Annotated in this window: 11 protein-coding genes; 7 read left to right on the top strand and 4 right to left on the bottom strand. The window is 69.6% G+C overall.

Annotation, left to right across the window (positions count from 1 at the left end):
• Window positions 1–297: 297 nt before the first annotated feature.
• Window positions 298–1272, top strand: a complete 975-nt coding sequence (locus ABMQ42_RS11080; RefSeq protein WP_349723046.1) for an SDR family NAD(P)-dependent oxidoreductase — start codon at window positions 298–300, stop codon at window positions 1270–1272.
• Window positions 1269–1949, top strand: a complete 681-nt coding sequence (locus ABMQ42_RS11075; protein WP_349723045.1) for a VIT1/CCC1 transporter family protein — start codon at window positions 1269–1271, stop codon at window positions 1947–1949. Before ABMQ42_RS11080 ends, ABMQ42_RS11075 begins: the two co-directional genes overlap by 4 nt.
• Before the next feature lie 10 nt (window positions 1950–1959).
• On the opposite strand, the gene ABMQ42_RS11070 is transcribed toward ABMQ42_RS11075, so the two are convergent.
• A complete protein-coding gene (locus ABMQ42_RS11070; RefSeq protein WP_349723044.1) occupies window positions 1960–2595 on the bottom strand; it encodes a metal-dependent transcriptional regulator in 636 nt (211 codons plus the stop codon).
• Window positions 2596–2613: 18 nt separating this feature from the next.
• Window positions 2614–3882 (bottom strand): Nramp family divalent metal transporter, encoded by a 1269-nt coding sequence (locus ABMQ42_RS11065; protein WP_502884674.1) that lies wholly within the window; start codon window positions 3880–3882, stop codon window positions 2614–2616.
• 263 nt (window positions 3883–4145) lie between these two features.
• On the opposite strand from ABMQ42_RS11065, the gene ABMQ42_RS11060 reads away from it, so the two are divergent.
• On the top strand, window positions 4146–4769 hold the full coding sequence (locus tag ABMQ42_RS11060; protein WP_349723043.1) for a TrmH family RNA methyltransferase: 624 nt from the start codon (window positions 4146–4148) through the stop codon (window positions 4767–4769).
• A 4-nt stretch (window positions 4770–4773) separates the two neighbouring features.
• Here the strand turns inward: ABMQ42_RS11060 and ABMQ42_RS11055 are convergent, their stop codons facing one another.
• Window positions 4774–6096 (bottom strand): MATE family efflux transporter, encoded by a 1323-nt coding sequence (locus ABMQ42_RS11055; protein WP_349723042.1) that lies wholly within the window; start codon window positions 6094–6096, stop codon window positions 4774–4776.
• A 204-nt stretch (window positions 6097–6300) separates the two neighbouring features.
• Here ABMQ42_RS11055 and ABMQ42_RS11050 point away from each other — a divergent pair, with 204 nt between their 5' ends.
• The 3 genes from ABMQ42_RS11050 to ABMQ42_RS11040 all read left to right on the top strand — a co-directional run bounded on the left by ABMQ42_RS11050 (window position 6301) and on the right by ABMQ42_RS11040 (window position 9883).
• Window positions 6301–7680, top strand: coding sequence for an ABC transporter substrate-binding protein (locus ABMQ42_RS11050; RefSeq protein ID WP_349723041.1), 1380 nt, complete (start codon window positions 6301–6303; stop codon window positions 7678–7680).
• A gap of 86 nt (window positions 7681–7766) precedes the next feature.
• Entirely contained in the window at window positions 7767–8909 is a 1143-nt protein-coding gene (locus tag ABMQ42_RS11045) for a carbohydrate ABC transporter permease (RefSeq protein ID WP_349723040.1), read from the top strand.
• A gap of 2 nt (window positions 8910–8911) precedes the next feature.
• A complete protein-coding gene (locus ABMQ42_RS11040; protein WP_349723039.1) occupies window positions 8912–9883 on the top strand; it encodes a carbohydrate ABC transporter permease in 972 nt (323 codons plus the stop codon).
• Window positions 9884–9900: 17 nt separating this feature from the next.
• Here the strand turns inward: ABMQ42_RS11040 and ABMQ42_RS11035 are convergent, their stop codons facing one another.
• A complete protein-coding gene (locus ABMQ42_RS11035; protein ID WP_349723038.1) occupies window positions 9901–10455 on the bottom strand; it encodes an isochorismatase family protein in 555 nt (184 codons plus the stop codon).
• Window positions 10456–10552: 97 nt separating this feature from the next.
• Between ABMQ42_RS11035 and ABMQ42_RS11030 the strand changes: the two genes are divergently transcribed.
• Entirely contained in the window at window positions 10553–12517 is a 1965-nt protein-coding gene (locus ABMQ42_RS11030) for a M13 family metallopeptidase (RefSeq protein ID WP_349723037.1), read from the top strand.
• The last annotated feature ends 62 nt before the right edge of the window (window positions 12518–12579 follow it).

The raw sequence follows: 12579 nt of genomic DNA, 5'->3' as shown, positions 1-12579 counted from the left end.
CGAGGTCGCACGGTATTCCGCGAGGTCGCGCGGTTCTCCGCGAGGTCGCGTGGTATTCCGCGAGATCGCACGGTTCTCCGCGAGGTCGCGTGGTATTCCGCGAGATCGCGCGGGAGCGCGCCGTGCGATCTCGTGAGGATGCGTGCGACCTCGCGACGATGCGTGCGACCTCGCGACGATGCGTGCGACCTCGCGACGATGCGTGCGACCTCGCGACGATGCGTGCGACCTCGCGGGGGCGGGCGCGCCGCGCACGCACTGCGGGCCCCGATGCCGTGGCGGGAATATGCTCGAGACGTGGCGCGGACGGCCTGGGATCCCCGACGCCTGCCCGACCTGAACGGCAGGCGCTACCTGGTGACCGGTTCCACGCGGGGCCTGGGGTATTTCGCGACCGAACAGCTCGTGCGCGCGGGCGCCCACGTGATCCTCACCGGCCGCAACCCGAACCGGCTCGCGGCCGCACACGCCGCGATCGAGCGGCGCGTACCCGGCGTCGGAGAGGAAGACGCGGGCAGCGTCGAGACCCTCCTGCTCGACACCAGCAACTTCGGCTCGATCCGCGCGGCGGCCGCCACGGCCCGCACCCGCGGACCGTTGCACGGGCTGCTGCTGAATGCGGGCATCGTCCATCCTCCGCACACCCGTCAGACCGTCGGCGGGCAGGAGCTCGTGTTCGCGACGAACGTCCTGGGACACTTCGCCCTCGCCGGTGAGCTGCTGCAGAATCTGGCCGTCGTCGGCGGCCGGATGGTCTGGCTCGGCAGCCTCGCGGCGTTCGCCGGCGACCGGGGCCCGATCGATCCCGAGCTCGTCGAGGGCTACACCCCGTGGCGCGCGTACGTGCAGTCGAAGATCGCGACCACCGTGCTCGGCCTCGAGGCCGACCGGCGGCTGCGCGACGCGGGCGTGCCGGTCGCGAGCGTGGTCGCGCACCCGGGCTACTCGATCAGCGGGCGCACGCCCGGCGTCCGCGGGGTCAACGAGCCCAGCCGGATGACCCGGTTCATCGACAACCTGCAGACGCCCATCGCCCAGTCGAAGGAACACGGCGCGTACGCGCCGGTCCGGGCACTGATCGACCCCGGCATCGAGGGCGGCCAATACTGGGGCCCGCGGTTCGCCGTGCACGGCAGCCCGCACCGGACGATGCCGGCGAAGTCGACCCGCGACCCGGCGCTCGGCGCCCGCCTCTGGGAGTACTGCGAGAACGCGACGCGCGTCCGCTGGCCGTTCGAGAAAGCCGCCCGCGCCCGACGGCGGCTGCGGTGAGCGAGGCCGTCGCACCCGCGCGGCGGTGGTGGGATGCCGCGACCCTGCGCTCGTGGGCGGTCGACGCGAACGACGGGATCATCGCGACGGCCGGTGTGCTCGAGGGCTTCGCCGGTGCGGGGGCCGCCGACCACGTGCTGATCACGGCGGCAGCGGTTGCCACGGTCGCCGGGGCGCTGAGCCTCGGCGGGACGAAGTGGGCCGCGGCCGAGCGCGAGGCGCAGCTGCTCATCGTCGAGAGCGAACAGGAGCGCCTGGCCACGCATCCCGACGACGAGATCGCCGAGCTCGTCGCGCATTACGAGGCGAAGGGACTCGACCCCGAGCTGGCACGGCGCGTGGCCGCCGAGCTGTCGGCGAAGGACCCGCTGGGCGCCCAGCTCGAGAGCGAGTTCGGCATCGACGACGTCATGACCGTGGGCGAGACGATCGGCATCGGGGTCGGCGCGGGCATCGCGTTCCTGATCGGCGCGTTCATCCCGTTCCTGCTCACGGTGTTCGTGCCCCACCTCGAGTACTGGGGGATCCTTGCGGCGGTCGTCGTCTCGCTCGTGGCCGTCTCGCTGATCGCGGCGCGCGCCGGGCACCTCTCGGTGCGCCGCACGATCGTGCGGTCGCTGATCGTGGGCGTGGGCACGACCCTGATCAGCTACCTCGTCGGCCTGTTCCTGTTCTGACCGCGGCCGCTCACGCGGTGAGCCACACGGCGTCGGCGGCGCCGGCCGGCACCGCGCGGCTGGCTCCGGCGACGCGCACGCGCCCCGTGGCCTCCACCTCGACCGCGGTGCCGATGTCCATTCCGGCATCCTGCACCGCCCGCAGCAGCACCGGATCGCGGTCGCTCACCCGGAGCACGCGCCCCTGATGACCTTCCGGCGCGTCGGCGAGCAGCACGAACTCCTCGCGGTGCACGCGCCCGTCCGCGTCGGGGATCGCGTCGCCATGCGGGTCGAAATGCGGATGCCCGAGACGCTCGTCGATGCCGGCGAGCAGTCGGTCGCTCAGCGCATGCTCGAGGACCTCGGCCTCGTCGTGCACCTCGTCCCACGCGTAGTCGAACTCGCGCACGAGCCAGGTCTCGATGAGCCGGTGCCGACGGATGATCGCGGCCGCCCGGCGCGATCCCTCGGCCGTCAGCGCGATCGGGCCGTACGGCCGGTGCGAGACGAGTCCCTGCGCCGTGAGCTTCTGCACCATCTCGGTCACGCTCGACGGCGCGAGCGAGAGCTGCGCGGCCAGCTGCGACGGGGTGATCTGCTCGTCCTGCCACTCGGTGTGGTGGTAGATCGTCTTCAGATAGTCGTCGACGGCGGGGGAGGGCATCATCCCAGGGTAGAGGGGTCAGGCGTCGGCGGCGACGAGGACCAGCAGCATCCCGTTCAACACGATGAGGGCGACGGATGCCGCGACCCCGAGCACCGTCGTGGCGGCACGGTTGCGGAACCGGCCCAGCACCGCGCCGCGGGCGGTCAACGACACCAGGGGGATCAGCGCGAACGGGATGCCGAACGACAGCACGACCTGACTGAACACGAGCGACCGTGTGGGATCGGCGCCGATGCCGAGCAGCAGGAGGGCGGGCAGCACGGAGACGAGTCGGCGCAGCAGCAGCGGGATGTGCGCGTGCAGCAGGCCGTGCATGATCTCGGCGCCGGCATAGGCCCCCACCGAGGTGCTCGCCAGTCCGCTGGCCAGAAGGCCTACGGCGAACAGCGTCGCGACGACGGGCCCGATGCCGGTGCGCAGTGCGGCGTAGGCGCCCTCGAGCGAGTCGGTGCCGGCGACTCCCGCGAGGTTCGCGGCCGCGAGCAGCAGGATCGCGACGTTCACCGCCCCCGCGATGAGCATGGCCAGCGAGACATCCCAGCGTGTGGCACGCAGCAGCCGGGGGATCGGCGTGGGGTCGGTCCCGAAGCGGTCGCGGGTGAGGGCCGAGTGGGCGTAGATCGCGTGCGGCATCACGGTCGCACCGAGGATGGATGCCGCGAGCAGCACCGACCCGGAACCCTCGAACCGCGGCACGAGCCCGGCGGCGACGCCCGCGGCGTCGGGCGGGGCGACGAAGACGCCGGCGACGAAGCCCACGGCGATGATCGCCACCATGCCGATGATGACGAACTCGAACGTGCGCGCCCCGTGTCGGGTCTGCACCATCAGCAGGGTGAGGGAGACGACCGCGGTGATCGCGCCGCCCCAGAGCAGCGGAAGGCCGAACAGCAGCTGCAGCGCGACCGCCCCGCCGATGACCTCTGCCACGTCGGTGGCCATCGCGACCAGCTCGGCCTGCAGCCAGTACGCGCGTCGCGCCCACGGTCGGCGGATGCGCTCGCCGAGCAGTTCGGGCAGGCTGCGGCCGGTGACCAGGCCCAGCTTGGCGGACAGATACTGCACGAGCCAGGCGATGAGGTTCGCGAGCACGACCACCCAGATCAGCAGGTAGCCGTATGTCGCGCCGGCCGTCATGTTGCTCGCGACATTGCCGGGGTCGAGATAGGCGACTCCCGCGACGAGCGCGGGCCCCAGCATCCACACCCTCCGGGAGGGGCGCGCGGCCGTCGACGAGGCGGAGCGCGGCGCTGCGCGCAGCACATCGACCTCATCTTTCGGCACGCCGAAATCGTAGCGCTGTTTTCGGCATCCCGAAACCCTGTGAGGCCAATTCGATCGGTCGGCATGTCCGCCTTCCACGCGGTCCTCGCCTCGGGCGAGGGGAGTGGACGAGGCGAGGACCGAATGGCGCGAAACTGTCCTCTGCTCGGCAGATCCCCTCGCCTCAGGCGAGGGTGGGGTGTGAGAAGCAGGCGAGGGTGGGGTTCGAGAAGCAGGGCGAGGGTGGGCGGCCGCAGGGTCCACGGCGCGACTAGCCTGGAGCGGTGAGCGAGCCCGAGCCCGAGATCCCGTACGGAGTGGGCCCCTGGCCCGGCGGGCAGGCGCAGTGGCCGACCGACCCGCGCTACGACCCCGAGCTGCTCGCGCACGGCGACCGGCGCAATGTCATCGACCGCTACCGGTACTGGAGCATGGACGCCATCGTCGCCGACCTCGACACGCGGCGGCATCCGTTCCACGTCGCCATCGAGAACTGGCAGCACGACATGAACATCGGCTCGATCGTGCGCAGCGCCAACGCGTTCCTCGCCGACACCGTGCACATCGTCGGCAAGCGGCGCTGGAACCGCCGCGGGGCCATGGTCACCGACCGCTATCAGCACGTCATGCACCACGAAGACGTCGCGGCGTTCGCCGCATGGGCCGCGGCGGCGTCCCTGCCGATCGTCGCCATCGACAACGTGCCGGGATCGGTGCCGGTGAACGAGGCGGAGCTGCCCGAGCGGTGCGTGCTCCTGTTCGGTCAGGAGGGCCCGGGACTGTCGCCGGAGGCGGTGGATGCCGCATCCGCCGTCGTCGAGATCACCCAGTACGGCTCGACCCGGTCCATCAACGCCAGCGCGGCCGCGGCCGTGATCATGTACGAGTGGTGCCGCCGCTGGGCGTGAGCCGCTACGCCGGCTGCGTCATCCACTGCGGGCGGCGGATGCGCCAGCCCAGCGTCGCGAGCCGGGCGAGCATGTACACCCCGAAGAACGCGACGGCCAGCCACGCGAGGCCCGCAGCCCCGCCCGGGTGCCAGATCGACAGCGCGATCAGCACCGGTACGTACACCACGAGGTTGAGACCGCCCGCGATCGCGAGATAGCGGGCGTCGTTCGCGCCGATCAGCACCCCGTCGAGCACGAACACGACCCCGCAGATCGGCTGCGCGACCGCCAGCACGATCAGGGCGGGCTGCACGAGCGCCGCCACCTGCGCGTCGCCGGTGAACAGCATCCCGATCCATCCCGACAGCCCGCCGATCAGCGCGCCCACGACGACGCCGAACCAGACGCCCCACGCCAGCGTGCGGCGCAGCACCTGCCGCACCTCGCGCGTCGAGCCCGACCCCAGCCCCTTGCCGATGAGTGCCTGCGCGGCGATCGCCAGCGCGTCAAGGGCGAAGGCCGCCGTCGAGAACATCGTGAACGCGACCTGCCAGCCGGCGAGCTCCTGCGTGCCGAATGCGGTCGCGACAGCGACCGTCGCCAGCAGGGCGACGCGCAGCGACACCGTGCGCAGGAACATCCACACGCCCGAACGGGCCGACCCCCGCACGCCCTCGCGCTGCGGCCGCACCGACGCCTGATGCCGGCGCGCCAATCGGCCGATCACCGCGACGTACGCGGCGACCATGCCCCACTGCGCGACGACGGTGCCGGTGGCCGAGCCCGCGATGCCCCAGCCCAGCCCGTAGATGAACAGGGCGTTCAGCAGGGCGTTCGCGGCGAAGCCGATGCCGGCGATCCACAGCGGCGTCACCGTGTCTTGCATGCCGCGCAGCAGCCCGGTCGCGGCGAACACGATGAGCATCGCCGGCAGCCCCCACATCGAGATGCCCAGGTATGCCTCGGCGTCGGCGGTGACCTCGGGTCCGGCGCCGAACAGCCCCACCAGCAACGGCGTGCCCAGGTACCCGGCCAGTGCCAGCACGGCACCGAGCCCGAGGGCCAGCCACATGCCGTCGATGCCGACCGACACGGCCCGGGTCGCATCGCCCGCTCCGAATCGCCGCGCGACCGCGGGGGTCGTCGAGTACGCGAGGAACACCATCAGTCCCACGATCGTCTGCAGGATCGCGGATGCCACGCCCAGTGCCGCCAGCGGCACCACGCCGAGGTGCCCGACCAGGGCCGAATCGATGATGAGGAACAGCGGCTCGGCGATGAGCGAGCCGAGCGCCGGGACCGCGAGCCGCAGGATGTCGCGGTTCAGGGTTCCGGGCGTGCTCACGGGTCGAGCCTACGGGGAGGGGGAGACATCCCCGTTCTTGCACGTTGTCTGTACGTCTGTTCAGAGGCGGCTGACAGCGGCATCCACCCACCACCCGCACGACTACCGTCACGATTGCGAACTGATACCAGTCCGTCCTCGCCACGCCGGCCGTCATGACCCGAGTCGACGCGACACAGGCAACGAGATTGCGAGGAGTGCATCATGCGTGCACACGGAATCGGTGGGAGAGCATCCGGATCGCGGCGCGCCCGGCAGGTCGCCGTCCTGGCCGTGGCGGCAGCATCCGTCGTCGGCCTCAGCGCCTGCAGCTCGGGCGGCGGCTCGGGCGGGGGATCGGGCGGCAACGCGAGCGGGAGCGTCAAGGGGGCGACCGTGACCATCTACGGTCCCGACACCGGCACCGAGGCCACCGAGCTCGAAGCGTCGTGGTCGGCCTGGGCGAAGCAGCAGGGCATCACGATCCAGTACACGGGTGACAAGAACTTCACCGCGAACATCGCCACCAAGATCCAGGCGAACTCGCTGCCCGACATCGGCATGTTCCCGCAGCCGGGGCTCCTGTCGGCAGCCGTCCAGACCGGAAAGGTCAAAGAGCTGGACTCCGCCACCGCCGCCAGCGTGAAGAAGAACTTCTCCACAGACTGGCAGGGCTACGTGACCTCCGGCGGAAAGCTCTACGCGACCCCCATGGACGCGTCGGTGAAGGGCTACATCTGGTACTCGCCGGCCGACTTCAAGAAGTGGGGCGTGTCCGTGCCGACGACCTATGACCAGCTGCTGCAGCTGACCAGCACGATCCGCCAGAAGACGGGGCAGCCTCCGTGGTGCGCCGGGTTCAACTCGGGCGACGCCTCCGGATGGCCCGGTGCCGACCAGCTCGCCGAGCTCGTGCTCGCCGACGCAGGGCCGTCGGTGTACGACGCCTGGGTGAAGGGGACCACGAAGTTCACCGATCCGGCGATCGCCAGTGCGTTCGACACGCTCGGCAAGACCCTGCTGAACCCGCAGTACGTCAACGCCGGGTTCGGCGACGTCAAGTCGATCAACTCGACCGCGTTCGGCGATGTCGCGACGCCGCTCGCCTCCGGCAAGTGCGCGCTGACGAACCAGGCCACCTTCCTCGAGGCGAGCTTCGCCACCGCGAAGACCGCGGCGGGGACCACGCCGAAGGTCGCGCCCGACGGTGACATCTGGGCGTTCCCGCAGCCCGGCCCGACCGCGGGGAAGAACGCGGTCGTCGGCGGCGGCGACTTCGCGGCGGCGTTCGACTCGAACGCGGCCACCCAGAAGGTGATGCAGTACCTCTCCAGCGCGGACTGGGCCAACAGCCTGATCGCGGTGCCGAACGCCTCCTTCATCAGTGCGAACAAGGGGCTGGATGCCACCAAGGAGCAGGACCAGCTGCTGGCGAGCGCCATCAAGATCCTGCAGGATCCGGCCACCGTGTTCCGCTTCGGAGCGGACGATGCGATGCCCAACGTCGTGGAGACGGCCTTCTGGACCGGAATGGTCGACTGGATCAACGGGAAGTCCACGTCGGACGTGCAAGCCCAGATACAGGCGGCCTGGCCGGCCGGCTGAGCCGGTCGTCGGGGCGGGGCCCGTGTGGGCGCCCGCCCCGGCCATCATCTCGGCCATGATCGTTCCCCCTGAAAGGGAGGGTGTCGATGTCCGCGTTCTTCTCCTGGCTGGCGGGGCTGCCTCCGCTGGCCCAGATCCCGATCGTGATCGTCGCGTTCGGGATCGTGATGGTGCTCGTCGTCTTCTTCATCGAAGTCGCCCCGCGCTCCGGGCGCGGCTATTCGATCATGCGGCTGTGCGTCGCGATCGGTGTGCCGCTCGCGGTGCTGCTGGTCCTCGGCATCGAGGCGGGCGCGTTCTGGGTGCTGATCATCGCGGCGATCCTCGGCGGGGGGCTCTTCTGGCTCGACTTCCGAGCACGCAGCGGCTCGGGCTATGTGCTCCAGCTGTTCGCATTCCTGTCGCCGGCGCTGCTGCTGCTGGTCATCGGCCTGGTGTACCCCGCCGTGCAGACGTTCGTGAACGCGTTCCGCAGCAATGACGGCACGCACTTCGTCGGTCTCGACAACTTCGTCTGGGTGTTCTCGGGCGGCAGCACGGGGCTGATCGCCTTCATCAACACGATCGTGTGGGTGATCATCGCACCGGTGTTCGCCACCGGCATCGGCCTCTTGTATGCGGTGTTCGTCGACCGCAGCCGCGGCGAGAAGGTACTCAAGGTCTTCATCTTCATGCCGGTCGCGATCTCGCTGGTGGGCGCGTCGATCATCTTCAAGTTCTTCTTCGACTACACGCAGGACCCGCAGATCGGCCTACTCAACCAGGTCGTGGAGTGGTTCGGCGGAACGCCGGTGGCCTGGCTGCAGAACTATCCCCTGAACATGGTGATGCTCATCATCATCCTGATCTGGACGCAGACCGGCTTCGCGATGGTGCTGCTCTCGTCGGCGATCAAGGGGGTGCCCACCGAGCAGGTGGAGGCGGCCGAACTCGACGGCACGAACGCATGGCAACGGTTCTGGAACGTGACGGTCCCCGGCATCCGCCCCACCATCATCGTGGTCTGGATCACGATCTCGATCGTCTCGCTGAAGGTGTACGACATCATCGCCGCCACCACCGGCGGTCAGAACGACTCGACGGTGCTCGGGTACGAGATGGTCAAGCAGTTCGAGATCCTGCCGCCGCAGGCCGGGCACTCCGCAGCGCTGGCCCTGTTGATCTTCATCCTGGTGACCCCGTTCATCTGGTACAACGCGCGCAATCTCAAGCGTCAGCGGGAGGAATAGCGATGAGCACCAGCGCCAGCACCAGCACCATCGCCGGCACTCGCACCGGCGCCGCCACCGGCTCGGCGAATCGCGGCGCACTGCGGCGCACGAAGCTGCGCCTGTCGAGCCCATGGGCCACCGTCGGCGCGATCGTCATCGCGGTGATCTGGACGATCCCGAGCTTCGGCCTGTTGGTCACCTCGTTCCGGCCACCCGCCGACATCACCACCAGCGGCTGGTGGACGGCGTTCACCAACCCGCAGTTCACACTCGACAACTACATCAACACGCTGAACTTCAACGACACCATCACCGTCGGCCAGTCGTTCGTCAACTCCCTGGTCATCACGATCCCCGCGACCGTCTTCCCCATCACGCTCGCGCTGATGGCCGCCTATGCGTTCGCCTGGATCGACTTCAAGGGCAAGGACTGGCTGTTCATCGCCGTCTTCGCGATGCAGGTGGTCCCGTTGCAGATGGCTCTCGTGCCGCTGCTGAGCATGTACTCGAACGGGCTCACGCTCTTCGGCGTCCAGATCTTCCCCGGACTGAACCTGAACAGCCTCACCTCCACCTACGCCGAGGTCTGGATCTCGCACACGATCTTCGCGCTGCCGCTGGCCGTGTTCATCCTGCACAACTCGGTCTCGGCCATCCCGCGCGATGTCATCGAGGCGGCGAAGGTGGACGGCGCCGGGCACGGCCAGACCTTCTTCCGCATCGTGCTGCCCCTGTCGATGCCGGCGATCGCGTCGTTCGCGATCTTCCAGTTCCTGTGGGTGTGGAACGACCTGCTGGTCGCGACCGTCTTCGCCCCCGGCGCGAATGCGCCCATCACCAAGCTGTTGACCGACCTGTCGGGCACGTACGGGCAGCAGTGGTATCTGCTCTCGGCGGGGACGTTCCTCGCGATCATCGTGCCGCTGATCGTGTTCTTCGCGCTGCAGCGCTTCTTCGTGCGCGGCCTGCTCGCCGGGGCGACGAAGGGGTGACGAGCGGGTGACGCAGCTCAGCCGAAGTCGACGTCTGCCGCATCGACGACGGCGGCGGTGCGCCCGGGTGCGCCCTGGAACGACCAGTACAGGTTCGTGTGGGCGATCACCTGGTCGACCGGGGGAGCACCCCACGCCGACTTGTCGCCGGCGGTGTGCGCATCGCCCACGAGCGTCGTGTCGTAGCCGCGCGTGAACGCGCCGTGGATCGTCGAGCGGATGCACGCGTCGGTCTCGGCGCCCGAGACGACGAGCCGACCCACGCCCAGCCGGGCGAGGACCTCTTCGAGGTCGGTGCCCTCGAACGCGTCGCCGTACTCCTTGTGCACGATCGCCTCGTCGGCGGCCGGCTCGAGCTCGGCGACGATGCGCCAGCCCTCCGTGCCGGTGACGAGCTCGTCTTCGGCGTGGTGCTGCACCCACACCACCGGTGTCTTCGCGGCGCGTGCCTTCTCGACCAGGCCGTGGATGCGCCCCACCACGGCGTCGCGCTCGTATGCCTCGCCCACCACGTCGTTCTGCACGTCGATCACGAGCAGCGCCGTGGCGGGGCGGTCTGTCAAAGTCGTCATGTCCAGCCTCCTGCACCCACCATAGAGGGGGGTCCCGACATCCACTCCTCCCTCCGTCGGTGTGAGCGGGAGGGGTGACCGGCATATCCTGGAGAGCATGACCGACACCCCCCGTTCGGGCCTCGAGCTCGACGCGTTCAGCGCCGACATCCGCCCGCAGGACGACCTCTTCCGTCACGTCAACGGCACGTGGATCGATGAGACCGAGATCCCCGATGACAAGGCGCGCTGGGGCTCGTTCCACTTCCTCGCCGAGCAGGCCGAGAAGGATGTGCGGGCCATCGTCGAGGAGTCGCAGAGCGCCGAGCCGGGCACCGAGGCCCGCAAGATCGGCGACCTCTACGCGAGCTTCATGGACACCGACCGCATCGCCGAGGTCGGCACCGCCCCGTTGAACGAGCAGCTCGCCGCCGTCGACGACGTGGACTCGATCCCCGCGTTCCTCGCCGCGGTCGGCCGGCTCGAGCGCGACGGGGTCGGCGGCATCATCGACCTCTACATCGAGCCCGACCCGGGCGACCCCGAGCGGTACGTGCCGTTCTTCGTCCAGAGCGGCATCACGCTGCCCGACGAGAGCTACTTCCGCCTCGACAACTTCGCGGACACCCGTGAGGCCTACCAGGGGCACATCGCCCGCATCCTCGAGCTCGCCGGCGTCGCAGACGCCGCAGCCGCCGCCGCGCGCATCCTGACGCTCGAGACCGAGCTCGCCTCGCACCACTGGGACAACGTCCGCAGCCGTGACGCCGTCGAGACATACAACCTCAAGACCTGGGACGAGACGCAGGAGCTCGTCGGCGTCGACCTGACGCCCTGGCGGGATGCCGTCGCCGGCGGTCGCGACGACGCCTTCGCCGAGATCGTCGTCAGCCAGCCGAGCTTCTTCGAGGCGCTGGGCGGGCTGCTCGTCGAGGAGCGCCTCGAGGACTGGAAGGCCTGGCTGCGCTTCAAGGTCGTGCACTCCGCGGCCCCCTTCCTGGCCGACGCGTTCGTCGACGAGAACTTCTCGTTCTACGGCACGCAGCTCACCGGCGTGCCGGTCAACCGCGAGCGGTGGAAGCGCGGCGTCGGGATCGTCGAGGCGGCGCTGGGCGAGGCCGTCGGGCGCGTCTACGTCGAACGGCACTTCCCGCCGGCGGCCAAGGAGGCCATGGACGAGCTGGTCGCCAACCTCATCGCGGCGTACCGCCAGTCGATCTCGGGTCTCGCATGGATGAGCCCCGAGACCCGCGAGCGCGCGCTCGCCAAGCTCGACGCCTTCACCCCGAAGATCGGCTACCCCGTGAAGTGGCGCGACTACTCGTCGCTGCAGATCGACGCGGGCGACCTGGTCGGCAACGTGCGCCGCGCGCACGTGTTCGAGCACGACCGGCAGCTCGCGAAGGTCGGCCAGCCGATCGACCGCGACGAGTGGTTCATGACACCGCAGACGGTCAACGCCTACTACAACCCGCTGATGAACGAGATCGTGTTCCCGGCGGCGATCCTGCAATACCCGTTCTTCGATGCGGATCGGGATGCCGCGGCCAACTACGGCGGCATCGGCTCGGTAATCGGCCACGAGATCGGCCACGGGTTCGACGACCAGGGCAGCCGCTTCGACGGCGACGGCAAGCTGTCGGACTGGTGGACCGACGCCGACCGTGCCGCCTTCGAGGAGCGCACCAAGAGCCTCATCGCGCAGTACGACGCGCTGGTCCCGGTCGGGCTGAGCGACGAGCATCACGTCAACGGCGCGCTCACGATCGGCGAGAACATCGGCGACCTCGGGGGCCTGGGCATCGCGATCACCGCGTACGCGCTGGCGCTCGGTGAGACCGACGCCCCCGAGATCGACGATTTCAGCGGCATCCAGCGACTGTTCCTGAGCTGGGCGCAGGTGTGGCGGCAGAAGGGGAGGGATGCCGAGACCATCCGTCTCCTCACGATCGACCCGCACTCGCCCAACGAGTTCCGCTGCAACCAGATCGTGCGCAACCTCGACGCGTTCTACGAGGCCTTCGACGTCACCGAATCGGACGCGCTCTGGCTCGCCAAGCCCGAGCGGGTGACGATCTGGTGACGACTGGGCCGATCGCAGCTCTCGGATAGCACCGATACCCCACAATTGAAGACGTCGTGTGT

This window comes from Microbacterium sp. KR10-403 (genome assembly GCF_040196215.1).
Lineage (GTDB): Bacteria > Actinomycetota > Actinomycetes > Actinomycetales > Microbacteriaceae > Microbacterium.
The sequence above is the reverse complement of the archived record's forward strand: the minus strand, read 5'-3'. Positions and strand labels throughout refer to the sequence as shown.